The organism is Pseudomonas sp. B21-053 (assembly GCF_026016365.1).
In the GTDB taxonomy this organism is placed as follows: Bacteria; Pseudomonadota; Gammaproteobacteria; order Pseudomonadales; family Pseudomonadaceae; genus Aquipseudomonas; species Aquipseudomonas nunensis.
The window spans coordinates 5,784,539-5,810,660 of sequence record NZ_CP087205.1; the positions used below are offsets into that span (position 1 = coordinate 5,784,539).

The following is a 26,122-nucleotide window of genomic DNA, read 5'->3' on the forward strand; positions in this document are numbered from 1 at the left end:
GCCATGGCTCCGAAGGCTGTGCAAGCACGCGCGCCCGGCAAGATCATCCTGATCGGCGAGTACGCGGCGCTGCACGGGTGTCCGGTGTTTGCTACCGCCCTGGGGTTATATTGCACCGTTCGGGTATGGGCGCGCGACGATGACCAGATCGAGATGCAGCTGCCCGATCTGCACCTCCACCGGCATTACAGTACCGCTGTCGTGCTCGATTACGTTCAGGAGGTGCGTCGGCGTTGGGCGTGTTTACGCGACAATCCCAATGCTCAGGACTTTAGTGGCGTCAGGGGGGGCGACATCGATCATCTGGCCAAATGTGCGGTGGGCGAAATCCTCTGCAACGTGGCGCCTGAGGACCTGCGCGGGTTTACGTTGCGGGTGCAATCGAGCATTCCACTGGACGCGGGGTTCGGCAGTTCAGCCGCGCTGGCGGTCAGCCTGTCGGCGGCGCTGCAGCGCTTCTTCAATCTGACGCCACAACACCATCCACTGCACTCGCTGGCCATGTGCATTGAACGTTACCAGCACGGATTTCCATCCGGGATCGATCACAACACCTCATTGATGGGTGGCATGGTTGAACGACGCCCCGAAGCGAGTAACCGGTCCAAACTATTGTTGTGGCCCTCGAGCACCGCACATGCGCAGTTGCGCGGCGCTGAGATCTATCACACCGGCGCCGCGCGCGAGAGTACCGGGCATGTCATCGCCGCCACCCGCCATCGGCTCGAAGGCCGGGACAACCCACTGTTGGCCAGCATGCAAAACAGCGCCGAACGCTTTCGCACGCTGTTGCAGTCCCGTGAGCCGGCGCCTGAAACGCTCAAGTGTGTGTTGCGCAATTACGAGGCCGCTCTGGAGTGTCTGGGGGTGGTACCCGAGGCCATCGTGCAAGTGATTCGTGCCGTTGAAGCAGCCGGCGGGGCAGCGAAAATTTGCGGGGCCGGGGCACTCTCAGGAGATCAGGCCGGGGCCCTGCTAGTGGTGGGTGCACCGGCGCTGCCGGCGCTGGCGCGCTATCGCAGAATCAATGCGCCATTGGCGGTGGCCGGCCTGGAGGTAAACGAACAATGAACCGGATCAGTGTCTCCTCGCCCAGTAATATTGCGCTCATCAAGTACTGGGGCATGAGCGATGCACGGCAGACGCTCCCCAATAACCTCTCACTGTCCATGACCCTGAGTCAGTGCCGCAGCTTCTGCACGTTGTCGCGCCTGACAACGGGCACTGCCGATGAAATTCTATGGAAAAGAACCAGCGGCCCATTGATTGCGGCGCAAAACTCCCTGCGAATCGGTATAGAACGTCATCTGCATTCCTTGCGTGAGCGTTTTGATGACTGGACACCGTTGTGCATCGCCACGACGAACAACTTTCCGACCGGCGCAGGCATAGCCTCTTCAGCGTCCGGGTTCAGCGCACTGGCGGTGGCCTTCGCGTTGCATTGTGGGCACTCACTGAACAGCCCAGAGCTAAGTGGGCTGGCGCGCCTGTCCGGCTCAGGCTCGGCGGCGCGCTCGGTATTGGGTGGCTTCGTTCAGTGGCCTGGCGATGCCCATCAGCTTGACGGGCCTGCGCAACAGCTCGCCCCGGCGCAGCATTGGCCATTGCATGACTTGATCGCCATCGTCGACGCCACGCCTAAAAGTGTCAGTTCCCGTGAAGGTCATTTTCTCGCCGCCACCAGCCCCTTTTACTCGACTCGCCTCAGTCTATTGCCGGAACGACTGGCGACTGTCCGCCAAGCGATCGAGCGCCGGGACTTCAACGCACTGGCCGTCGCAGTGGAACGTGAAGCGGTGGAACTGCACATAATTGCAATGACCTCGCAGCCGCCGGTTTTTTACTGGCAACCGGCAACCTTGCGGATTCTGGAACGGGTACGACAACTGCGTGATCAAGGCCTGGAAGTATGTGCAACGGTGGACGCCGGACCCAACGTACATGTGCTGTGCACCGCACAACACAAGACTGCAGCGTTTGCAGCGTTGAGTATGATGCCGGGCATAGAGCGATGGATTTTTGATCAAGCGGGAGATGGGCCCCGACGGCTGGCGCGTCATTTGTTTTGAGCGATCGGCATATGGGTCATCCTCCAATCGATTAAATCTGTCAAAACCCTGAACACACACCCTGAAATATCGCTGCCCATTGAAACCACCCCCCACCTGCCCCATCTAAGACCCATACCCCATTGCGCAGGTGCCCCATGAGCGACCAGCAAGAATTTCCTGAAGACCCGAGCGATTACGCCGAAACAGACCACATCGAACACCATTCCACCGGTAAAGGCCTCGCCCTGCCTGGCCAGAACCTGCCGGACAAGGTTTACATCATCCCGATCCACAATCGCCCGTTCTTCCCGGCCCAAGTGCTGCCGGTGATCGTCAATGAGGAACCGTGGGCGGAAACACTGGACCTGGTGAGCAAATCCGATCATCACTCCCTGGCTCTGTTCTACATGGACACGCCCCAGGAAGATCCGCGCCATTTCGATACGGGTGCGTTGCCGGAGTACGGCACCCTGGTCAAGGTGCACCACGCCAGTCGTGAAAACGGCAAGTTGCAGTTCGTCGCCCAGGGTCTGACCCGCGTGCGGATCAAGACCTGGCTCAAGCACCATCGCCCGCCGTACTTGGTGGAAGTCGAGTACCCGCACCAGCCGACCGAGCCGACCGACGAGGTCAAGGCCTACGGCATGGCGCTGATCAATGCGATCAAAGAACTGTTGCCGCTGAACCCGCTGTACAGCGAAGAGTTGAAGAATTACCTCAACCGCTTCAGCCCCAACGATCCGTCGCCGCTGACCGACTTCGCCGCTGCGCTGACCTCCGCCACCGGTGGCGAGCTGCAAGAAGTGCTCGACTGCGTGCCGATGCTCAAGCGCATGGAAAAAGTCTTGCCGATGCTGCGCAAGGAAGTCGAAGTCGCGCGCCTGCAGAAAGAAATCTCCGCCGAAGTGAACCGCAAGATCGGCGAGCATCAGCGCGAGTTCTTCCTCAAGGAACAGCTCAAGGTCATCCAGCAGGAACTGGGGCTGACCAAGGATGATCGCAGCGCCGACATCGAGCAGTTTGAGCAACGCCTGGAAGGCAAAGTGCTGCCGCCCCAGGCGCAGAAACGCGTCGAAGAGGAAATGAACAAGCTGTCGATCCTCGAGACCGGTTCGCCGGAGTACGCGGTCACCCGCAACTACCTCGACTGGGCGACTTCGGTGCCGTGGGGCGTGTATGGCGAGGACAAACTCGACCTCAAGCACGCGCGCAAGGTGCTGGACAAACACCACGCCGGCCTCGATGACATCAAGGACCGCATCCTCGAATTCCTCGCGGTCGGTGCCTATAAGGGCGAGATCAGCGGCTCTATTGTGCTGCTGGTGGGTCCGCCGGGCGTGGGCAAGACCAGCGTCGGCAAATCCATCGCTGAATCCCTGGGTCGGCCGTTCTACCGTTTCAGCCTCGGTGGCATGCGCGACGAAGCCGAGATCAAGGGCCATCGCCGTACGTACATCGGCGCGCAACCGGGCAAACTCGTCCAGGCGTTGAAAGACGTCGAAGTGATGAACCCGGTGATCATGCTCGACGAGATCGACAAAATGGGCCAGAGCTACCAGGGCGACCCGGCCTCGGCGCTGCTGGAAACCCTCGACCCGGAACAGAACGTCGAATTCCTCGACCACTATCTGGACTTGCGTCTGGACTTGTCGAAAGTGCTGTTCGTCTGCACTGCCAACACCCTGGACTCGATCCCCGGCCCGTTGCTCGACCGGATGGAAGTGATTCGCCTGTCGGGTTACATCACCGAAGAAAAAATCGCCATCGCCAAGCGTCACCTGTGGCCGAAACAGCTGGAAAAGGCCGGCGTGTCCAAAGGCAGCCTGAGCATCAGCGACAGCGCGTTGAAAGCATTGATCGACGGATATGCCCGTGAAGCCGGGGTGCGCCACTTGGAAAAAGAACTGGGCAAACTGGTGCGCAAAGCCGTGGTCAAGCTGATCGACGAGCCGAAAGCAGTGATCAAGATCGGCCCGAAAGACCTCGAAGCCTCACTCGGGCATCCGGTGTTCCGTAACGAGCAAGTGCTGTCCGGCACCGGCGTGATCACCGGGTTGGCGTGGACCAGCATGGGCGGCGCGACCCTGCCGATCGAAGCGACGCGGATTCACACGCTCAACCGGGGTTTCAAACTCACCGGGCAATTGGGCGACGTGATGAAAGAGTCGGCGGAAATCGCCTACAGCTACGTCAGTTCCAACCTGAAGTCATTTGGCGGTGATCCGAAGTTCTTCGACGAAGCCTTCGTCCACCTCCATGTGCCGGAAGGCGCCACCCCGAAAGACGGCCCGAGCGCTGGTGTAACCATGGCCAGTGCCCTGCTGTCCCTGGCCCGCAACCAGGCGCCGAAAAAAGGCATCGCCATGACCGGCGAACTGACGCTGACCGGGCATGTCCTGCCGATTGGCGGGGTGCGCGAGAAAGTGATCGCGGCGCGGCGGCAGAAGATCTTTGAATTGATCCTGCCGGAGCCTAACCGTGGCAGCTTTGAGGAATTGCCGGAGTACCTGAAAGAAGGGATAACCGTGCACTTCGCCAAGCGTTTTGCGGATGTGGCGAAGATCTTGTTCTGATAGTCATGTAGTGCCTGGACTATCGCCTTCGCGGGCAAGCCTCGCTCCTACAGAGTTGTGTGTCGTTCATATTTTTCGCGACCGACACACAACCCCCTGTAGGAGCGAGGCTTGCCCGCGAAGGCGTCAGCACTGACCACGCCAATTCCCAGTGCTGTCACACTTTGTCTCATCTTCAGTTATGCTCGCCGTTCGTCGTGAATGCCGGAGCCACTGACCTTATGTCCCCCACTCGCCTATTTATCCCCATCGCCCTCTCCTTGCTGGCCGCTTGCGCCACGCCGCCGAAACAGAACGTGACTGTGGAAAAACAAAGCGAATGCCCGGCCAGGCTCAACAACGGGCAAAACCTGATCCTGATCCTGCCAAGCAACCCGACCACGGGTTATCGCTGGGCGATCCAGGATTCCGCCGGTGGCGTGTTGCGCGCCCTCAGCCCCGAGGTCTACAGCAACCCGGAAGATGCCGGGCTCGTGGGCAGCGCCGGGATTTCGACCTGGCGTTTCCAGTCGTTTGCTACCGGTACTGGCCGTTTGCGCCTGACTTACTCGCAACCATGGGCGCCGGAAGTCCCGGCGGTGAAAACCTTCGATTGCGCAATCTCGGTTAACTGATCGTGGGCTGGCTGATCCTGGCGCTGATGGGCGCGGTGACCTTTCTTTACGGGCTAAGCGTTCACGCTGCGCTGCTTTGCCTGTTGGTCAAACCACTGCCCGTATTGGCCCTGCTCGGCTGGCTACACGACGCGCCGCCCACTGAATATCGGCGCTGGATCAGCCTGGGTCTGATTTTCTCCTTGGTCGGCGATGTGTTGTTGGCGTGGCCGGGGGATTTGTTTGTGTTTGGGCTGGGGGCTTTTTTGGTCGCGCATCTGGCGTATCTGAAAGCGTATTTGAGCGATTGCCGGCGGTTGGCGTTGTTGCCGTTGGTCTTGGCCGTCGGGGTTGGCGCGGTGCTGTTGGGGATTCTGATTTCCCACGGGCTAGGGCCGTTGCTGGCGCCGGTGATTGTGTACGGCGTGGCGATCAGCGCGATGCTCTGGCGCGCATTGGCCAGACTGGGCAGCGATGTGCCCCAGCGCTCCGCGCTGCTGGCGGCGGCGGGTGCGGTGGCGTTTGTGTTTTCTGACAGCGTGATCGGGATCAGCCGGTTTGTGATGCCGTTTGAGGCGGCGCCTTATGTGATTATCCTGAGTTACTGGGTGGGGCAATGGGGGATTACGGCGTCGGCGTTCGGCCCTGAACCGCATTTAGCTTAAGAGAAAAGATCGCAGCCTTCGGCAGCTCCTACAGGAGATCGCATTCCAAAGTAGGAGCTGCCGAAGGCTGCGATCTTTTGATTTACGGTTTATCAGACAACCCGCGCATCCCCCCGTCAATTTGGCTAAAATGCCGGCCTTTTCCACCTATGCCGCTGGAACCGCCGTGAGCAAAGAACCCGATCGCCTTTTCGCCCAGCCTTTGGCCCAGGTGCCTGACTTCGCCTTTAACGAGGACGTGGTGCGGGTGTTCCCGGACATGATCAAGCGCTCGGTGCCAGGTTATCCGACCATCGTCGAAAACCTCGGCGTGCTCGCTGCGCAGTTCGCCCAGCCCAACAGCGTGCTCTATGACCTCGGCTCGTCCCTCGGCGCCGTGACCCAGGCCCTGCGCCGTCACGTGCGCACCGACGGTTGCCGGGTTATCGCTGTGGATAACTCGGCGGCGATGGTCGAGCGTTGCCGCGAATACCTCAACGGTCAGGACTCGATGTTCCAGGAGTTGCTGCCGGTGGAAGTGATTGAAGGCGACATCCTTGCCCTCGAATTCCAGCCCGCCTCGGTGGTGGCGCTGAATTTCACCCTGCAATTCATCGCCCCGGAGCAGCGTACTGCGTTGCTCGCACGTATCCACCAATCGTTGTTGCCGGGCGGTGCGTTGATCCTGTCGGAGAAGCTGCGCTTCAACGATCTGGAAGAACACGCGTTGCTCACCGACCTGCACGTCGCGTTCAAACGCGCCAACGGCTACAGCGAACTGGAAATCGCCCAGAAGCGCAGCGCCATCGAAAATGTCATGAAGCCCGACAGCCTCGAAGAACACCGCGAGCGCCTGTTGGCCGCCGGGTTCTCGAAAGTCGTGCCGTGGTTCCAGTGTCTTAACTTTGCCTCGTTGATTGCCTTGCCATGATTGATCTGTCCCCCCTCGCCCGCCGTCTGGCTGGTACCCCGCTGGCCGAATGGGCCAACACCTTGCAAGCGCAACTCGACAAGAAAATGGAGAAAGGTCATGGCGATCTGGAGCGCTGGCAAAGTGCGCTGGACGCCTTGCCGAAGATCCAGCCGAGCGAAGTTGATTTGCTCAACGGCCTGACGCTGGACACCGATTGCGACGATGCAACCCGTGCGCAGATGCGCACCGCGCTGATGGGCCTGTCGCCGTGGCGCAAAGGGCCGTTCGATTTGTTCGGCGTGCACGTCGATACCGAATGGCGCTCGGACTGGAAATGGTCGCGGGTGGCGCCGCATCTGGACCTGAAGGGCAAACGCATCCTCGATGTCGGTTGCGGCAACGGTTATTACATGTGGCGCATGCTCGGCGCCGGGGCCGACAGTGTGATTGGCGTCGATCCGAACTGGCTGTTCTTCTGCCAGTTCCAGGCGGTGCAGCGTTACCTGTCCGAACCGAACGCCTGGCACCTGCCGTTCCCGTTCGAAGACCTGCCGCCGAACATGGAAGGCTTCGACACCGTGTTTTCCATGGGCGTGTTTTATCACCGCCGCTCGCCGATCGAGCATTTGCTGGCGCTGAAGGATTGCCTGGTCAAGGGCGGCGAACTGGTGCTGGAGACGCTGGTGATCGAAGGTGATCAGCAGCAAGTGCTAGTGCCGGAAGACCGTTATGCGCAGATGCGCAACGTGTGGTTCCTGCCGTCGGTGCCGGCGCTGGAACTGTGGTTGCGCCGCGCCGGTTTCACCGATGTTCGCTGTGTGGATGTGAGCGTGACCACCGTCGAGGAACAGCGCGGGACGGAGTGGATGAAGTATCAGTCGTTGAGCGACTTCCTCGATCCGGAAGATCACAGCAAAACGATTGAAGGGCTGCCGGCGCCGATGCGTGCGGTGATCGTCGCTCGCAAGTAAATACACGATCTCTCTACCTGATGGAGATCCAAATGTGGGAGCGGGCTTGCTCGCGAAAGCGGTGGATCAGTCAACATCTCTGTTGAATGTTAATCCGCATTCGCGAGCAAGCCCGCTCCCACATTTTTGATCGGTGTTTACTCGGCTGGCTTGGCTCTTCGGGCCTTGAAGAATTCACTCAGCACCGCGCCACACTCTTCGGCCAACACCCCGCCTTCAAACAACACTCGATGGTTGAGAAAGCCCTGGGTAAAAAACTCCCCTTGGCTCTGCACAATCCCGGCCTTGGGCTCCAGCGCGCCGTACACCACCCGCGCGATGCGCGAATGCACGATCAGGCCGGCGCACATGCTGCACGGCTCCAGGGTCACGTAGAGGGTGCTGCCGGGCAGGCGATAGTTGCTGGCGGCCAGGGCGGCGGCGCGGATCGCGACCATTTCGGCGTGGGCGCTGGGGTCGCTGCCGCTGATCGGGCAGTTGAAGCCGCGACCGATGATTTCCCCGTCCTGCACCAGCACCGCGCCCACCGGCACTTCGCCGAGGGCTGCGCCTTGAGCGGCGAGGGCCAGGGCTTCGCGCATGAAATCGCGGTCGCGGCTACGGTCGATAATCGCGGCGGGACGAATCTGACGCATCACGCCACCTCGATAGCGGCCATCAGGCCGGTTTCCATGTGATCGATCACATGGCAGTGGAACATCCAGATTCCCGGGTTATCCGCCACCAGCGCCACTTGCGCGCGCTCGTTCTTGCCCAACAAATAGGTGTCGGTGAAGTACGGGATGACCTTGTGCCGGTTCGAGGCAATCACCTTGAAGCTCATGCCGTGCAGGTGAATCGGGTGTTGATACTGAGTCATGTTCTTCAATTCGAAAATGTAGCTCTTGCCCTTCTCAAGCTTGGCAATCGGGCGGTCGGCGCAGGTCTTGTCGGTGATGTCCCAGGCCTTGCCGTTGATCTGCCACAGGCTCGGTGGCTTGCCGTTGTCGACGTTGACCGACACTGAACCCACCCACTCGAAATTGAAGTTGAGTTTCTCGGCATTGGCCAAGTCCGGCTCAGACACCGGGTTAGCGGGCAGCGCGGGCGGCCACTCGGTCGGCGCGTCGCTGTTGGCCACCGAACGCAACGTGCCCACCCGCACCGGGCCGTTGCGCAAGGATAGCTCTTCACCGGCCGGCGGTGCCTTGATCGCCAGGCAGATGCGCATGCCCGGGCCGAGCCAGTATTCCTTGCCCAGCGGGCGCGGTTCGATGGGGTTGCCGTCCAGCGCGTAAATCTGCGCTTCGACGCCGGGAATGTTGAGGCGGTAGGTCAGGGTGTTGTCGAGGTTAAGTAAACGCACGCGGGTAATCTGCCCGGCGGGCAATTCGATCACCGCTTGCGGCACGCCGTTGATGGTCGACAACCGCCCCGCCGTGCCGCCACGGGCCGCTTCACGCGGAATGCTGAAGGCAACGAACGCGCCTTCTTCATCGACGTGCCAGCTCTTCAGGCTGAGGGTTTTTTCGTACTTGAAACCGGTGGGCTCGCGTTCTTCGATAATCAGCGGGCCGACCAGGCCACGGCCAAGTTCTTCACTGCTGTTCACGTGCGGGTGATACCAGTAGCTGCCGGCGTCCGGCACGCGGAATTTGTAGTCGAAGTATTCGCCCGGCAACACGGGAAGCTGCGAGACGTAGGGTACGCCGTCCATTTCCAGCGGCAAGCGGATGCCGTGCCAGTGGATGGTGGTCGCGACCGGCAGGTGGTTGATAAAGCGCACCCGCAGCCATTCACCCTGCCGCACCCGCAACTCGGTGCCCGGCGCCGACGGGCCGAACGCCCAGGCTTCGGTCTTGTGCCCGGCGACCAGTTCGACGTCCAGCGGTGCGGCGATCAGTTCGTAGTCGTGGCCCGCATCCGCGTCGGCCATCTTGCCCAGCCAGTAACGCGACGCGCCACCGGCCCCCACGCCAACCACCACAAGACCGGCCAGACCACCGAGTATTTGTCGACGGGTAAAGGACATGAACTCAACTACCTCACGTATCAGCGACAGGCCTGAGGCCCGCAAAAGGCGAATACGATACACCTGCGGTTGAGAAACAGTAAGGGCGGGGCGGCGGATGGACGCAGTCCGAGTGATGTTCCTGAAAAGATCGCAGCCTTCGGCAGCTCCTACATTTGAAAGGCGTACATCCCGTAGGAGCTGCCGAAGGCTGCGATCTTTTCGGGTCCAGTTAAGGCTGAAGGCCAGTGATCAAATGCACCACCCCGTCATCCAGCAGCATGACGCTCGGCACACCCGCCCGATTCAACGCCTGCCGATCCATCTGCCCCACATCCCGCAACTCCACCCGCACCCGCGTCAACGCCACAGGCTTCTGCGACTTGAGGTTATCCACCCCGCCCAACGCGGCCACGATATCCCCGGCCAAACCTGCAACCGGTTGGACAACCTGCTTGGGTTCATCCACCACCAGATCCGGGGTCAACGCTTTCCAGAACGCCCGCTGCATTTTCTCGAACATGTTCAGTTCTCCAGAACCAGTGAAGTATCGACCGTCGCCTCGTGATACAGGCGCAACGCCTCGCGCACCTGCTCGGCGCTTTCCAGCCCCAGCACTTGCTGGGCAATGGCCTGGCAATCCGCCAGATCCACTTCCCGCACCGCCGCTTTGACCGCAGGAATCAGCGGCACGCTCACCGACAACTCATCCACCCCCAACCCCAGCAACAACGGCGTCGCCAGGGTTTCCGAGGCCAGCGCACCGCACACGCCAACCCATTTGCCGTGGGCATGCGCCGCTTTGACGGTGCTGGCGATCAAGCGCAGCACCGACGGGTGAAAACTGTCGGCCTGACTGGCCAGGCGCGGATGATCGCGGTCCATGGCCAGGGTGTATTGGGTCAAATCGTTGGTGCCGATGGAGAAAAAATCCACCTCGGGCGCAAACAGATCCGCCATCAACGCGGCGGCCGGTATTTCGATCATGATCCCCAGTTTCGGCAGTTCCGTAAGGCCCAGCGCCAGCGCCTCTTCCTCAAGCAGTTGCCGGGCCACACGCAATTCCGAGAGCTGCGCGACCATCGGCAACATGATGTGCAAACGAGCGAGACCGGCGCTGCTGAGGATCGCCTTGAACTGATCGCGCAACAATTGCGGACGCTCCAGGCACAAGCGAATCCCGCGCATGCCGAGGAACGGGTTGGTTTCGCTGTCCATCGGCACGTAGGCCAACGGTTTGTCGCCGCCGACATCCAGGGTTCGCACCACCAGATTGCGCGTCGGCCCCAGGGCGCGGGCAATGGCGCTGTAGGTGGACGCTTGCTCGTCATGGCTCGGCGCGTGGTTGCGATCCAGATAAAGAAACTCCGAACGCAGCAGCCCGACGCCCTCGCCGCCCAGGCTCATCGCCTGCTCGGTTTCAGCCAACGATGCGACGTTGGCCGTGACCTCAATGTGATGACCGTCGCGGGTGCACGCGGCGAGCGTGGCGTGGGCCAGTTCATGTTGATGGCGTTTCTGTTGTTGCTGACGATTGGCTTGCAGTTGTTCGATGGCCGCCAGATCCGGATCAAGCTGCAATTCGCCCTTGTCGGCATCGAGCAGAACTTGGGTGCCATCGGCCAGCGCCAACACTTGAATCGGCAAGCCGCAGATCGCCGGCAGGCCAGCGGCCCGTGCCAGGATCGCGACGTGGCTGGTGGCGCCACCACCGACCGTGGCAAACCCCAGCACTTTGCGGGTATCGAGCCCGGCGGTCTGGGACGGTGTCAATTGTTCGGCGATCAGGATCGCGCCTTCGGGCAAATCGATTGCATGATCCTGCACACCCTGAATCTGCTTAAGCACCCGCTGACCGACATCCGCCAAGTCTGCCGCGCGCTCGGCCAACAAGGTATTGCCCATGCTTTTGAACAGAATGGCCGTCGACTCGGTGGCCGCGCGCCAGGCGAACGCCGCGCTTTTGCCTTCGTTGATCAGCACCTGAGCCACGTCCAGCAAACTCGGATCTTCGAGCAGTTCCTGATGCGCCTTGAAGATGTCCGCCTGCGCGTCGCCAACGGCGTTGTCGCGCAACTGTTGCAACGCCGCCAAGGCCTTGGCCAAGCCCCGGGCCAGATGATCGCGCTCAGCCTGCGGTGTGGTGCCGAGTTCAACGACCTCCAGTTTCTGTTCGGTGATCTGCACCACTTGGCCAAACGCCGACCCAGCCGATGCGCACACCCCGCGCAGCACCTTCAGCGATGAAGCCTCGATCTCGTTCACCTCAACCGGCGGCGTCACCGCTTCACCGCAGCCCGACGCCAACAACTCAGCCAGGGTCTTGATCGCCTCTTCAGCATCCGGGCCCGCCGCGCTGACTTGCACCACGTCACCGTGAGCGGTCTGCAACGTCATGATCGCCACCAAGGATTTCGCGTTCACGCTGTCCTGCTTTTTATGCAGGAAAATACTCGCTGAAAATCTTTTGGCGGCCTGGGCAAACACGGCGGCCGGGCGCGCATGCAAGCCGTTCGGGTTGGCCAGGGTCACCGGTTTGGAGAACAGCGCCTCGCCTTCCTCCGCGCTCACGTCATCCGCCGCTTGCCCTGTAGTGTTCACATCCAACAACGGCTGGCCGCTGTCCACCACGCTAGATTCAGGCACCAGCCAGGTGAACGGCTCACCGCTGACCACCAGCATCAACGTCAGCAGGCTGCGGGCGTTCAGCGCGACAAAATCGGCATCAAACTCGATCAGCGACTGGCCGACGTTAACTTGCTCGCCCTCCTCCACCAACCGGGTGAAGCCCTTGCCCGTCAGATTTACCGTGTCTAGGCCGATGTGCAGCAACACTTGCACGCCATTTTCCCCGGTGATGCTGATCGCATGCCCACTGGCCTGCACATTGCTGACCACCCCGGCCAGCGGCGCGCACAAGGTGCTCGAAGTCGGATCGATGCACAGGCCATCGCCGATCACCCGAGTGGAAAACACCGGGTCGGGGACAAGGTCCAAAGGCATCAATACGCCGGACAGTGGCGCATGCAGCTGCAATTGTTGGGATGTGGCCATGACGTCACCTGCTGTTTTGTTCTTTTGAAAGACGCTTGCGATACCTGTAGGAGCTGCCGAAGGCTGCGATCTTTTCTTTTGGACTCGCTTGAGTCAAAAGCGAAAGATCAAAAGATCGCAGCCTTCGGCAGCTCTTACAAAGTTATGCGTTTATTTCCACCAGTACTCGACCTGCAATCCGACATTCGCACCGTGGCGCGCCGTGCCGAAGGCGCCGGTGTCGGACAACGCCGAGCCCGCCGCCAGTTCATTGGCCGCCCGTTTGGCCGCCTCGTTCCAGCTTGCATAGGTGTAATACAGACGCACCTCGGGGCGCGCCCAGAATTCCGGGCCCTTGGGCGACCAGGTCGGGGCGAAGGTGAACTTGCTCAACTTGCGCGTCCCGCCCGGCGCGTCCACCTGATCGTGGCCCAGTTCGGTCACCAGTTTGAACTGCTCGGTGATCGCATAAGCCGGACGCACGCCGATGGACATCCAGTTCTGGTCGGCACCGTCCGGGCGAATGTCTTTCTGATAGACCGCCTCGATCTGCCCGCCAAAACGCGGTGTTACCTGCCAGTCAAAGAACTCCACCACTCGATAACTTTTGTTGCTGTCGTCGAGCTTCACGTTACCGGTATACCCCAACCCGGTGCCGGGGCCTTCGCCGTACTGGAAGGCCAGTTTGTTCTTGCCGCCGAGAAAACCCTTCTGCACATGCTGGGCGGTAACGGCCCAGCCACGGTGCGCATCGCGGCTGTCGGGTTTATCGATGTAGCTCAGGCCCAGTTCCAGTTCACCGCCAGGGTTGGTGTCGAACCCGGCGACGTTGAAGTCGTGCCGGTTGATGTAGTCCTTCTGGTACAGGTTGTCCTTGCGCGAGTAGGCGTAGCTGTATTTCAGATCACCGATCAACACGTCTTCGATACCGCCGCCGGTGGCGCTCTGGTTCCAATAGTAGAAGTCGGAAATGTGGATGTCGTTCCGCTTGTAGTAACGCCGACCGGCCCACAACGAACCGCCATTCAGGCTCGGCATATTCGACCACTGCGCATACATCTGCGGCATCCGCACCGAGCCGTTGTCACCGTTGAAGGTCAGGTCCTTGTCGTATTGGTTATACAACGAAGCCATGCCGTCGACGCTCAACACCGAGCCGTCGTCCAGGGTGTGCAAATCCTGGCGCAATTCCAGTTCGGCGTACTGTTCGCATTCGTTGCCCAAACGGTATTTGGTCTGCGCCCCCGGCAACTGAAAACACTGTTGTTTGCCACTGTTGACCGAAGTCCCGACGCCGCTGCGCAAGTAACCGCCGAACTCCAGCGCCTGGGTCGAAAGCGGCAAAGCCAGGCACACGCCCGCTGCGACAAGGCTGCGATTTATTGTTGTTTTCAAGAGCTACCTCATTATTTTTATTGTGTGTTGCAGCAAAAACGGCGCGCAAAACTCCCCCGCGCAGCGTTCTGCGTGTTTTTGAAAACGTTGTTTTTTTAGTAGTTGGTCAGGTGCAGCACGAACGACTCAAAGGGCCGCAGAAACACCTGCCGATTACGCGGCGGACAGTCCGGGTAGTTGCTGATCACCAAGCGTTGCGACATCGCTTCGCTGATCACCTCAACCGGCAATTCAACTTCGCAGGCTGTGCCGTAGAAGTTGTTCAGCACCAGCAATCGTTCACCCTGGCCTTCCCTTGTGTATGCCCATATTTGCGGATGTTCCGGCAGAATTTGCCGGTACACTCCGTCGGACACCAAGGCTTCGTCGCGGCGCAACGCGATCAACCGGCGATAGTGATGCAGCACCGAATCCGGGTCGTCGAGCTGGCTGGCGACGTTGATCTGCGCGGCGTTGGCCGGCACGCTGATCCACGGTTCGGCCACACTGAAACCGGCGTTCGGCTCGGCATTCCAGTGCATCGGCGTGCGGCCGTTGTCCCGGGACTTCTGCATGATTGCCGCCATGTTGTCGGTATCGCTGACACCGGCGTCGCGCTTGAGGCGATGGATGTTCAGCGTCTCGACATCGCGGTATTGGTCGATATGACCGAAGCCCGGATTGGTCATCCCCAGTTCTTCGCCCTGGTAAACAAACGGCGTGCCCTGGAGGAAGTGCAGCGCCGTGCCGAGCATCTTCGCCGACACCACGCGATGCTCACCGTCGTGACCAAAACGCGACACCACTCGCGGCTGATCGTGGTTACACCAGAACAACGCATTCCAGCCACCGCCGGACTGCATGCCGGTCTGCCAGTCGGAGAGGATGCGCTTGAGTTGCAGGAAGTCGAAGTCGGCGCGAATCCACTTTTGCAGGTTCGGGTAATCCACTTTCAAGTGATGAAAGTTAAAGGTCATCGACAGTTCTTTCGACTCCGGCCGCGAGTAGCGAATGCAATGTTCGAGACTGGTGGAAGACATCTCGCCGACGTTGATCAGGTCATGGCCTTCAAACACTTCGCGGTGCATTTGCTGCAAGTAGTCGTGGACATTCGGGCCGTCGGTGTAGAAGCGCCGACCGTCGCTGTTGTCCTCGGGGAAATCCGCCGGTTTGGAGATCAGGTTGATCACGTCCAGACGGAAACCACCGACGCCTTTGTCGCGCCAGAAGCGCATCATTTTGAAGACTTCGGCGCGCACCTGCGGGTTATCCCAATTCAGGTCGGCCTGGGTGTGGTCGAACAGATGCAGGAAGTACTGGCCGGTCTGGGCTTCGTACTCCCAGGCCGAACCGCCGAACTTGGATTCCCAGTTGTTCGGCTGGTCGCGCCAGATGTAGAAATCGCGGTACGGGTTGTCGAGGCTGCTGCGAGCCTGCTGGAACCAGGTGTGCTCGATGGAGGTGTGGTTGACCACGATGTCGAGCATCAACTTGATCCCGCGCTTGCCGGCCTCGGCAATCAGCAATTCGCAGTCGGCCATGGTCCCGTAGCTCGGGTCGATGGCGTAGTAATCGCTGATGTCATACCCGTTATCGCGTTGCGGCGAACGCAGGAACGGCGTGATCCACAGGCAATCGACGCCCAGCCAGTGCAGGTAATCGAGCTTGGCCACGACACCGAGCAAATCACCCGTGGGGTTGCCGGCGTGGCTGTGGAAGCTTTTCGGGTAGATCTGGTAGATCACCGAGCGTTGCCAGTCTTGCATGGCTGGGTTCCTTCAATAAATTAATGCGGTGACCGTAATGGCCTCTTCGCGGGCAAGCCTCGCTCCTACAGGGGTACGCGTTCCAATGTGGGAGCGAGCCTGCTCGCGAAGGCGATCTATCAGGCGACCCGAAATCCCGGCCGAACAATCTTCATGCTCAACCCACAGGTCAAAACAAAAGGCACGACCATGGCGATGATCATTCCGATCACAAACATCGGGATGAACTGCGGGATGACCGAGATAAAACCGGGCAGACCACCGACGCCAATCGCCGAGGCCTGGACCTTGTTCAGTGACAGGAAGATGCAGCCCAGCGCCGAGCCGATCAGCGCCGAATAGAACGGGAATTTGTAGCGCAGGTTGACGCCGAACATCGCCGGCTCGGTGATGCCGAAGTACGCGGAAATCGCCGAGGTCGAGGCCATGCTTTTGTCCCGCGCGTTGCGGGTCATGTAGAACACCGCCAGCGCTGCACTGCCTTGGGCGAGGTTGGACATGACGATCATCGGCCAGATAAAAGTGCCGCCCTGAGTGGAGATCAGTTGCAGGTCCACGGCGAGGAACATGTGGTGCATGCCGGTGATCACCAGCGGTGCGTAGAGCATGCCGAAAATCGCCCCGCCGACCATTGGCGCCAGATCGAACAAGGTGACCACGCCTTCGGTGATCAGAATCCCCAGATGCCGGGTCACCGGACCGATCACCGCCAGCGCCAGCACGCCGGTCACGACGATGGTGGTGATCGGCACCACCAGCAATTGCACGGCATTCGGCACCCGCGCCCGCAGCCATTTTTCGATGACACTCATCACGTAGGCCGCCAGCAGGATCGGCAGGATCTGCCCCTGATAGCCCACCTTCTCGATCTTGAACCAGCCAAAAATATCGAAATACGGCAGGCTCTGGCCGTCGAGCCCGGCCACCGCTTTGCCATAGTTCCAGGCGTTGAGCAGGTCCGGGTGCACCAGCATCAGGCCGAGCACGATGCCGAGGATTTCGCTGCCACCAAACCGCTTGGCCGCTGACCAGCCCACCAAGGCAGGCAGGAACACGAACGCGGTGTTGGCCATCAGGTTGATCAGGCTCCAGATGCCATCCAGGCCCGGATACGCGTCCAGCAGGGTCTGGCCCTCGATGAACATGCCCTTGGCGCCGATCAGGTTGTTGACGCCCATCAGCAGGCCGGCAACCACCAGCGCCGGCAGGATCGGCATGAACACATCGGAGAACACCCGCACCAGCCGTTGCATGGCGTTGATCTTGTCCGCGCTCTTTTGTTTAACGTCGGCGATGGTCGCCGCCGCCAGACCGGTTTGCCGACGCAGTTCGGCGTAGACCTTTTCCACTTCGCCGGGGCCGATGACCACCTGGAACAGCCCGCCGGTAAAGAATGAGCCTTTGACCAGATCGATCTGGTTCAGCGTGGCGCTGTTGACCAGGCTTGGGTCCTTGAGGGCCAGGCGCAAACGTGTGACGCAGTGCGCGGCCTGCTCAAGGTTGTCTCTGCCTCCGAGGCTGACAAGCAGCTCGCTGGCGATATTCGGGTAGTCGTGGCTCATGCTTGTTCTTCCGCTGTAGTTTTTTGTTATTGGCAGCACGCCGAAACGAAAAGTACTCGTCTGTACGAGTTAAAGCAACAACTCGTACAGACGAGTTTGATTTTGTTTGTCTCGGCGCCGACCGGCGGCGACATTTCCTACCTGCAAAATCGAAGAAACCCATTGCTGCATGGACAAAGCCCTACCCTGCCCTTAAGGTTCGAAACCTTGAGTACAGCGCGGCATAGAGCTATCCCCATGAGTAAATACAACCAGATCTACACCGATCTGCTTGCCAGCATCACCACCGAACGTCTGGAACGCGGCGCCCGCTTGCCTTCTGAAACCGAGTTGATGGACAGCTACCAGGCCAGTCGCGGCACCGTGCGCAAGGCCATCGAGCAGTTGCAAGAGCGCGGCTTCGCCCAGAAAGTCCACGGTAAAGGCACCTTCGTGCTGTCGACCAACCCGATCGAATTCCAGCTCGGCGGCATCGTCAGTTTCCAGGAAACCTATCCACGGCTGGGCAACGACGTCAGCACCGAAGTGGTCGAGTTCGATCAGATACCGCTTGAAGGCGCGCTGCTGGAACACATCCAGGCCGAAGCCGGCAGCCTGATCACGCGGATCAAACGGGTGCGGCGCATCGACGGCAAACGGGTGATCCTCGACATCAACCATTTCGTCAGCGATGTGATTCCCGGCCTGTCCCGCGACATCGCCGAGCAATCGATCTACGCCTTCATCGAACAAACCCTGCAACTGCAAATCGCCTACGCCCAGCGCACCATCGAAGCGGTGCCACGCAGCAAGGACGATCAACTGCTGCTGGACCTCGACGGCCAAAGCCACGTGATCGTGGTGAGTAACCAGACGTTCCTGCAGGATGGCCGCCAGTTCGAATACACCGAATCGCGGCATACGCTGGATAAGTTCTACTTCTCCGACGTGGCGCGGCGCTGATTCGCACAAGGGCATGGCTCCGTTCCGTGCTTCAGGGTGGCCAAAACCTGCAACAAGCGGCGTGCGGGCCTGACATATTTGTTGTCGTCGCCTTGGGATAGTGAGGATCAACCTTCTATCCAAGACGTACGAAATGACCGTAAACGAAACCCCTTCAGACTTACCCAATGCCGCCGATGCACAAGCGCTCAAAGCCTTGGTCCCGGCCTTGGTCGAGGCCTGCCCCGACCTGTACGACATGGCGACGACCTTCGCCAAACGCATCCTTACTGACCACGGCATTCTCACGCTGGAGCCGGATCAGGTTTACTGGCATCGCTTCCACGGCTCCCAGAGCAACGACAAGACCTTCACCGGCTGGGAACACATCGAACACCCCCACGACTCGATGACCCTGACGCAACTGGTGATCCAGCGCTTCTCCGTGCATGACCAGGACAATGCCGACATGCTCGACAACGACTGCGGGTTCTACACCGCAGGTCCGGAAGTCGGGACCTACAACGAGACCAACGAGGTCCGGTTGTTCGGCAGCGAAGTGCTCAAGGCGTTCTGGGCCTACAACTTCATCGACCAATACAAAGCCAAGGTCGAGACGTTCTGGAACACCCAAAGACAGACCTTTCGCACCCTGGCCAAGTGCACCTTCCTGGCCAAAGCCACTGAAGATTATGAAGCCGGACGCTTGACCGCCGACCATTTGCGCATAGTCATCAAGGCCTGCGCGGGCACGGTCAATTGGCCTGCCACCCAGCACATGCTTGAAGCAGAATTCCAGCCCTCGAAAAACCTGCGAATCCGCCGACTGTGTGTCGGCAGCTTCGTATCCACCGACATCCTCTGCATCGTCGATGGTGATAATCGGCAGATCGTTTATGTGCCCGGCGAACTGTGGGGGTTTCACGTGTTCGACAGCGTCGAAGATCTGCACTGGTGGATTCTGTCGGCCATCGAAAGTCCTTCAGGCCGCCAGCGGTTCCTGTCGCACTTCCAGGCGGCCGATCACGACATCATGGAAGACACGGCGCAGTACGATAAAACAACCGAGTGGGTTTTGGCGCCCTTCCCGGCCATCGACCTGCTGGCTCATTTGTTCAGGGAGCCGAAGATCGAGAACGTCGGCCTCAACAGCGTGCTGGACCTGTTGTTCAACGCCTGGAAACACAACGATCATCAGTTGCTCGCGGATCAGGGGGCGTTCATCGAACAAGACCCATTCACGTACCTGCGTGATGCCACCCACGCGCGCATGCTCAGTGACGCCACGTTCATGATGACCTCCAACGGCGAGCTGCGAAAAAAACTCTGGATGGGTTACCTGAATGCCTTTGGCCGCATGTTCGGGCCTTTGGCGGCAGTGGGCTGGCCGGTGGCATTGGCCGTCGTCGGCGCAGGCCTGGCGAATGTCGGCCTGAACATCGATCAAGCGGTGAACGGCAAAACCTCTACGGAGCGCAAGGCCGGGGTCACCGGTGCGATTTTCGCGGCCATCGATACCCTGTTCAACGCGATGTTCCTCAAAGGTGGCGGCGTGCCGGAAATCGCCGAAGCCGACGACCTGCTGGCCTCCGAAGGAAAGATCAGCAAAGCGCCACTTGAGCCGATCGCCGCGTCGCCTCTCGAAGAACTGGTCCCCGAACGCTTTCCATCGATGGACCAGGAAGACTATCTCACCTCGTTCAGGGACGAGATCACCGAACCCACACAGGAGGGCATCGGGGCGGCCCAAGGTATTATCGAAACCCTCTCCGGCAAGAAGTACATCTTCATGCAGGTCGGCACCCAGAAGTATTACTACCAGGTCCGTTATGTCGGGCAGATGAAGTGCTGGGTCATCATCGACCCGGCCAACCCGTGGTCGTTCTATCGCAACATTCCCGTGCGTCTTGACGAATACTTGCAATGGGAACCCGTGAAGCCGCTGGGCCTGAAAGGTGGCGTGGGCGGGAAGATTTTCGGCTTGAAACTCTGGGGCCAGACGCCCGAACCGCTGCCGCAGGTCGAGACCCCGCCCACGCCCTACGACATGCCTGAAAACCTGAGGCCCGGAATCAGAACGGCAGGCAATGGCTCATCGACGTTCGACAATATCGATAACAGCCTCGAAGCATTTAGCCGCTACCGCCAGTTGCAAGCCGACGCGAGCACATTCTTTGCCGATATTCAGTTGCCTGCACGTCCGAAAATCCCGACGTTCAGCACCCTGGCGACGCCCAAGGAGATCCTCAAGGGATTGCTCAAGGACGCACGAGGCCTGGTGATCGGCGAAGGCCGGGGCAGTATGGCGAGCAAACAGTTCCTGATCGAAAACATGCCGCTGCTGAGCAAATTGAAAGTCCGGACCTTGTACCTGCAACAGGTGCTCACTGACTTTCAACAGGCCGATCTGAATACGTTCACCCGGACTGGCAATATGTCGGAAAGCCTTGAGCACTATCTCAACGAAATTGATCAAGTAGAAAGGGAAGACCCCAGCGGCCAGTTCACCTTTCTGGAGTTGGCGAAGACCGCTCAGAAAAATCATATTCGGATCCAGGCCATTGATTGCTTCGCCAGTTATCGAGAGGCAGGCCCATCGGTGATCAAAGATCACTTTGATGTACAGATGAAAAATTACTTCGCACGTACGGTGATCGATGCCGATCAAGCCGCACGAGGTGCCCACCAATGGGTGGCGCTGGTAAGGGAGAGCAACGCCAGCAGCCTGGACGGTGTCGCCGGGCTCAGCGAACTGGAAGGTGCTGTCGGGATGCGCATCGAAGAAGTGCCCGCGGGAAAAGCGCGTGGCATTGAAGCGGATCCCGGCAAGACGATTGAGCATGAGGGCACGGCATTGGCGCTCCGGAGCGATCTGCGTTTGCAAATGGACACGCCTTCGGTCGTCAGCAGCATGCGCAGGGCGGACACCTTCCTGACCGAAAATGGCATGTTCACCCTGCTGAACGAACAAGTACCGGTATTGGTGAACCGCAACCGTAACGGCGTACTGATGCGAACCCCCATCTACAAGGAAAACGGTGGCTATCGGGTCGACAACGCCAACTGGGGAACGGTAAACGGGCGCCACTTCAGAACACTGGAAGGTTTACGCGACGCACTCATCGCCCGAGGCATGCGCCTGGTCAGGATACCGGCCGAGGACAGCACCGAATTGGCCGCGCCCGCCCCTGCAAAACCAGGACCTTCCATTCGTCCGCCCCAGACGCCCAATAAAATTCAGCCGGAGCTTGGCTTCCCTTACGAAATCTCGCCGAGCCGCAGGCCCGAAATGAAAAACTGGGTGCTCAAGACCGAGGAGCAACGCGGACAAGCCCTTGCGGGTGAAAGCGACCCGGACACCACCATCAACACCAGCAAATTGACCGAACTGCGAGGCAAGCTGCGCATTGATTCGCAACATCTCCCGGATGATTTGCAATTGAAACGCTCGCCAGAACGCCCACAAGTGCCCACTCAAAACGCGACGGCGATCGACTTCATCACAAAGGTTTTCAGTGAAGCCAAAGGATTGGTTATCGGCGAAAGCCCCGAACGCATTGCCAGCAATCGCTTTCTGATCGAGAACATGCCCCAGTTCGCTCGCGAGGGTGTCGAAGCCCTGTACATGCCGCGTCTGCTGAGCGATTTCAACCAGGCTGATCTGGATTTCTATTTCGCGTCCAGAGCAGGCGCCATGCCCCACGACCTGGAAAGCTACCTGAAGATCATCAGTGCAGACCAGGAAACGCCGTTCACCTATCTTGAGGTGGTGATGCGCGCCAAACAGAATGGCATCCGTATTCAGGCGATTGATTGCGCGGCCAGCTATACCCTCTCGACGCCCCGGTTTCCAAGTGTCGAGGAACAACGCTTGAGCAACTACTTCGCGACTCAGATCATTCAGGCTGACCAGGTGTCTCGCCCGGGAAAATGGCTTGCGCTCACCGCACCTGAAAATACCAACACATTCAGAAACGTCGCCGGGCTCAGTGAGCGTAACGGCGGTATCGGCTTGAGAATCGAGGAAACGGGGCCGGGTGAAGGGGTGGAGGTACGATTGGACCCTGGGGTCGAAGTACATCGCATCGCAGCCGCGGAGCCAATGTTCCGTGGCCAATTCGATACCCTTTACGTCGACATGTACCTGCCCATGGAAACGCCCATGCTGGTCAGAACGGCCGCGCAAAGGGAACGGCTGTTGTACAACCCCGGTTTTTTCTGCATTGAGCGTTCCGGTGAAACCAACACACTTTGGCATCGCAGCCGAACCGATGGCATCGTCTCGACCCCGATAGAACGGCTGGCGGATGGGCGTTATTCCATCAGTCGCCCTAATTGGCCGACGATCAGTCAAATCCCTTACGCGAACCTGTTCGACCTGTTCGCAGCCCTGAGCAACCATGGCTTGCGCGGCGTGGGTCGTATCCCCGGATAACCCCTGAGCCGAAAACGCAAAACCCCGGCACCAGGCCGGGGTTTTGTTTATTCAGCAGCGGTCAGCGTGGGGGATTATTCCCACTCGATGGTCGCAGGCGGCTTGCTCGATACGTCATACGTAACGCGGGAGATGCCTTCGATTTCATTGATGATGCGGCCGCTGACGGTTTCCAGCAGTTCGTAAGGCAGGTGAGCCCAACGCGCGGTCATGAAGTCGATGGTTTCTACGGCACGCAGGGCCACGACCCAAGCGTAACGACGGCCATCACCAACGACGCCAACCGATTTCACCGGTTGGAACACCACGAACGCTTGGCTGACTTTGTGGTACCAGTCGGCCTTGCGCAGTTCTTCGATGAAGATGTGGTCGGCGCGACGCAGCAGGTCGGCGTATTCCTTCTTCACTTCACCAAGGATGCGCACGCCCAGGCCCGGGCCCGGGAACGGGTGACGGTAGACCATGTCGTACGGCAGGCCGAGTTCCAGGCCCAGACGGCGGACTTCGTCCTTGAACAGCTCACGCAGCGGCTCGACCAGCTTCAGGTTCATCTCTTCCGGCAAGCCACCCACGTTGTGGTGCGACTTGATCACGTGGGCCTTGCCGCTTTTGGCGCCAGCCGACTCGATCACGTCCGGGTAGATAGTGCCCTGAGCGAGGTACTTGATGTTGTCCAGTTTGTTGGACTGGGCATCGAAGACGTCGATGAAGGTGCGACCGATGATCTTGCGTTTCTTCTCTGGGTCGGACTCGCCGGCCAGGTTGTTCAGGAACTGATCTTCAGCGTTGGCGCGGATTACTTTGACGCCCATGTTCTCGGCGAACATGGCCATCACTTGCTCGCCTTCGTGCAGACGCAGCAGGCCGTTGTCGACGAAGACACAGGTCAACTGGTCGCCAATGGCTTTGTGCAGCAGCGCGGCAACTACCGAGGAGTCCACACCGCCGGACAGGCCGAGCAGTACGTTGTCGGTGCCGACCTGGGCGCGAATGTTGGCGATGGCGTCTTCGGCAATTTTCGAAGGCGTCCACAGGGCTTCGCAGCCGCAGATGTCGAGGATGAAACGCGAAAGGATGCGACCGCCCTGCTTGGTGTGGGTCACTTCCGGGTGGAACTGCACGCCGTAGTAGCCGCGAGCGTCGTTGAACATGCCGGCAATCGGGCAGCTCGGGGTGCTGGCCAGGATGTGGAAGTCCTGCGGCATCTTGGTGACTTTGTCACCGTGGCTCATCCATACGTCGAGGCCGAACAGGCCATCGGCGTCGATGTGATCTTCGATGCCGTCGAGCAGGCGGCTCTTGCCGACCACGTCTACGCGGGCATAACCGAATTCGCGCAGCTCGGAACCTTCGACCTTGCCACCCAGCTGTTCAGCCATGGTTTGCATGCCGTAGCAGATACCGAAAACCGGTACGCCCAGATCGAACACTGCTTGCGGGCAGCGAGGGCTGTCGGCTACGTGCACGGACTCTGGGCCGCCAGCAAGAATGACGCCTTTTGGAGCGAATTCGCGAATCGCTTCGTCATCCATGTCGAACGGATGCAGTTCGCAGTACACGCCGATTTCACGCACGCGGCGGGCAATCAGCTGGGTGTACTGGGAACCGAAATCGAGGATCAGGATACGGTGGGCGTGAATGTCGAGGGCCATGGAGTCAGTCTCGTCTATGGAATTCAGAAACAACTCGGGGCTGAATAAAACAGCCCCGGTTACTTAACTTTTTGCTGGAAGCCTCAACCTACGCGGTAGTTTGGCGCTTCTTTGGTGATTTGTACGTCGTGCACGTGGGACTCGGCCATGCCAGCGCCGGTGATCCGCACGAACTCAGGCTTGGTGCGCATTTCTTCGATGTCGGCACTGCCGGTGTAGCCCATCGAGGAACGCAGGCCGCCCATCAGTTGATGGATGATGGCGCTCAGGGTGCCTTTGTAAGGAACACGCCCTTCGATGCCTTCCGGTACGAGCTTCTCGGCGCCTGCCGAGGAATCCTGGAAGTAACGATCGGAGGAGCCTTGAGCCTGGGACATGGCGCCCAGCGAACCCATGCCGCGGTAAGCCTTGTACGAACGACCCTGGAACAGTTCGATCTCGCCTGGCGCTTCTTCAGTACCGGCGAACATCGAGCCCATCATCACGCAGGAAGCACCAGCTACGATGGCCTTGGACAGGTCACCGGAGAAACGGATGCCGCCGTCGGCGATCAACGGCACGCCAGAGCCTTCAAGGGCAGCGGCGACGTTGGCAATGGCGCTGATTTGCGGGACGCCGACACCGGCGACGATACGGGTGGTGCAGATCGAGCCAGGGCCGATACCGACCTTGACTGCGTCGGCGCCTGCTTCAACCAGGGCCTTGGCGGCAGCGCCGGTGGCGATGTTGCCGCCGATGACCTGCACGTCAGGGAAATTCTGTTTGACCCAGCGAACGCGGTCGATCACGCCTTTGGAGTGACCGTGTGCGGTGTCGACCACCACTACGTCCACGCCGGCATTGACCAGGGCTGCAACGCGGTCGCCGGTGTCTTTACCAGTGCCGACTGCAGCGCCAACACGCAGACGACCTTGATCGTCCTTGCTGGCCAGCGGGTAAGCCTTGGCTTTTTCGATGTCGTTGACGGTCATCATGCCTTTGAGGGCAAATTTGTCGTCGACGATCAGTACGCGTTCGATGCGGTTTTTGTGCAGCAACTCGCGAACGTCGTTCTTGTCGGCGCCTTCCTTGACCGTGACCAGACGCTCTTTAGGCGTCATCACTTCACGGACGGTGGCGTCCAGACGATTTTCGAAACGTACGTCGCGGGAAGTGACGATGCCGACCAGGTCGCCATCGTGCAGTACCGGAACGCCGGAGATGTTGTGCATGCGGGTCAGTTCGAACAGTTCACGAACCGTGGCGTCAGCCTCGATGGTGATCGGGTCCTTGACCACGCCGGCTTCGTAACGCTTGACCTTGCGCACTTCGGCAGCTTGCTGCTCGATGGTCATGTTCTTGTGGATGATGCCGATGCCACCTTCCTGAGCCATGGCGATTGCCAGACGGGCTTCAGTGACGGTGTCCATGGCGGCAGAAACCAGAGGAATATTCAGCTCGATGCCACGGGTTAGGCGGGTCTTGAGACTGACTTCGTTAGGAAGCACCTCGGAATAACCGGGCACTAGGAGAATGTCGTCGAATGTCAGAGCTTCTTGGCTGATACGCAGCATCGCGGGGGCTCCCGAGCGGGAAAATGGAAGCGCGCCATTATAGTCAGACACCCCCTCGGGTTCAATGTAAAACTCTGTCTATTATTGGCAT

18 protein-coding genes are annotated in these 26,122 nt (G+C 59.8%); 9 read left to right on the forward strand and 9 right to left on the reverse strand.

The genetic code is table 11. The annotated features are described in order from the left end of the window. The first annotated feature begins 3 nt into the window (after positions 1 to 3). The 7 genes from LOY68_RS25805 (at position 4) to cmoB (ending at position 7,745) form a co-directional block, all read left to right on the forward strand. The gene (locus LOY68_RS25805; protein ID WP_265040705.1) at positions 4 to 1,071 is read left to right on the forward strand and encodes a mevalonate kinase; all 1,068 of its coding nucleotides are present in this window, start codon (positions 4 to 6) and stop codon (positions 1,069 to 1,071) included. After that, positions 1,068 to 2,069 (forward strand): diphosphomevalonate decarboxylase, encoded by a 1,002-nt coding sequence (mvaD, locus tag LOY68_RS25810; RefSeq protein ID WP_265040706.1) that lies wholly within the window; start codon positions 1,068 to 1,070, stop codon positions 2,067 to 2,069. Before LOY68_RS25805 ends, mvaD begins: the two co-directional genes overlap by 4 nt. A gap of 137 nt (positions 2,070 to 2,206) precedes the next feature. Further along, on the forward strand, positions 2,207 to 4,624 hold the full coding sequence (gene lon / locus LOY68_RS25815) for an endopeptidase La (protein ID WP_163912308.1): 2,418 nt from the start codon (positions 2,207 to 2,209) through the stop codon (positions 4,622 to 4,624). A 221-nt stretch (positions 4,625 to 4,845) separates the two neighbouring features. Continuing rightward, the gene (locus LOY68_RS25820; RefSeq protein ID WP_265040707.1) at positions 4,846 to 5,238 is read left to right on the forward strand and encodes a protease inhibitor I42 family protein; all 393 of its coding nucleotides are present in this window, start codon (positions 4,846 to 4,848) and stop codon (positions 5,236 to 5,238) included. A gap of 2 nt (positions 5,239 to 5,240) precedes the next feature. Next, on the forward strand, positions 5,241 to 5,882 hold the full coding sequence (locus tag LOY68_RS25825) for a lysoplasmalogenase (protein WP_265040709.1): 642 nt from the start codon (positions 5,241 to 5,243) through the stop codon (positions 5,880 to 5,882). Between the two features lie 130 nt (positions 5,883 to 6,012). After that, positions 6,013 to 6,792 (forward strand): carboxy-S-adenosyl-L-methionine synthase CmoA, encoded by a 780-nt coding sequence (cmoA, locus tag LOY68_RS25830; protein WP_204280833.1) that lies wholly within the window; start codon positions 6,013 to 6,015, stop codon positions 6,790 to 6,792. Next, entirely contained in the window at positions 6,789 to 7,745 is a 957-nt protein-coding gene (gene cmoB / locus LOY68_RS25835) for a tRNA 5-methoxyuridine(34)/uridine 5-oxyacetic acid(34) synthase CmoB (protein ID WP_054045324.1), read from the forward strand. The genes cmoA and cmoB overlap by 4 nt, the downstream gene beginning before the upstream one ends. 137 nt (positions 7,746 to 7,882) lie before the next feature. Here the strand turns inward: cmoB and tadA are convergent, their stop codons facing one another. The 7 genes from tadA to treP all read right to left on the reverse strand — a co-directional run bounded on the left by tadA (position 7,883) and on the right by treP (position 17,470). Further along, the gene (gene tadA / locus LOY68_RS25840) at positions 7,883 to 8,380 is read right to left on the reverse strand and encodes a tRNA adenosine(34) deaminase TadA (protein WP_163912296.1); all 498 of its coding nucleotides are present in this window, start codon (positions 8,378 to 8,380) and stop codon (positions 7,883 to 7,885) included. Further along, positions 8,380 to 9,756 carry a multicopper oxidase family protein gene (locus LOY68_RS25845; RefSeq protein ID WP_163912293.1) on the reverse strand — a complete coding sequence of 459 codons (1,377 nt, stop codon included), beginning with the start codon at positions 9,754 to 9,756 and terminating at the stop codon, positions 8,380 to 8,382. The genes tadA and LOY68_RS25845 overlap by 1 nt, the downstream gene beginning before the upstream one ends. Positions 9,757 to 9,967: 211 nt before the next feature. Continuing rightward, a complete protein-coding gene (locus LOY68_RS25850) occupies positions 9,968 to 10,258 on the reverse strand; it encodes a PTS transporter subunit EIIB (RefSeq protein ID WP_265040711.1) in 291 nt (96 codons plus the stop codon). A gap of 2 nt (positions 10,259 to 10,260) precedes the next feature. Continuing rightward, a complete protein-coding gene (gene ptsP, locus LOY68_RS25855; protein ID WP_265040712.1) occupies positions 10,261 to 12,789 on the reverse strand; it encodes a phosphoenolpyruvate--protein phosphotransferase in 2,529 nt (842 codons plus the stop codon). Between the two features lie 150 nt (positions 12,790 to 12,939). Continuing rightward, positions 12,940 to 14,163 carry a maltoporin gene (locus LOY68_RS25860; protein WP_265040714.1) on the reverse strand — a complete coding sequence of 408 codons (1,224 nt, stop codon included), beginning with the start codon at positions 14,161 to 14,163 and terminating at the stop codon, positions 12,940 to 12,942. A gap of 95 nt (positions 14,164 to 14,258) precedes the next feature. Further along, entirely contained in the window at positions 14,259 to 15,908 is a 1,650-nt protein-coding gene (gene treC / locus LOY68_RS25865) for an alpha,alpha-phosphotrehalase (protein ID WP_265040716.1), read from the reverse strand. A gap of 119 nt (positions 15,909 to 16,027) precedes the next feature. Next, on the reverse strand, positions 16,028 to 17,470 hold the full coding sequence (gene treP / locus LOY68_RS25870) for a PTS system trehalose-specific EIIBC component (RefSeq protein ID WP_163912278.1): 1,443 nt from the start codon (positions 17,468 to 17,470) through the stop codon (positions 16,028 to 16,030). A gap of 237 nt (positions 17,471 to 17,707) precedes the next feature. On the opposite strand from treP, the gene treR reads away from it, so the two are divergent. Beyond that, entirely contained in the window at positions 17,708 to 18,412 is a 705-nt protein-coding gene (gene treR / locus LOY68_RS25875) for a trehalose operon repressor (RefSeq protein ID WP_163912275.1), read from the forward strand. A gap of 133 nt (positions 18,413 to 18,545) precedes the next feature. After that, entirely contained in the window at positions 18,546 to 22,826 is a 4,281-nt protein-coding gene (locus LOY68_RS25880; RefSeq protein WP_265040718.1) for a membrane-targeted effector domain-containing toxin, read from the forward strand. 74 nt (positions 22,827 to 22,900) lie between these two features. On the opposite strand, the gene guaA is transcribed toward LOY68_RS25880, so the two are convergent. Both guaA and guaB read right to left on the reverse strand, forming a co-directional pair. Then, positions 22,901 to 24,478, reverse strand: a complete 1,578-nt coding sequence (guaA, locus tag LOY68_RS25885; RefSeq protein ID WP_027922773.1) for a glutamine-hydrolyzing GMP synthase — start codon at positions 24,476 to 24,478, stop codon at positions 22,901 to 22,903. Between the two features lie 83 nt (positions 24,479 to 24,561). After that, positions 24,562 to 26,031 (reverse strand): IMP dehydrogenase, encoded by a 1,470-nt coding sequence (gene guaB, locus LOY68_RS25890; protein ID WP_054045343.1) that lies wholly within the window; start codon positions 26,029 to 26,031, stop codon positions 24,562 to 24,564. Positions 26,032 to 26,122 lie beyond the last annotated feature (91 nt).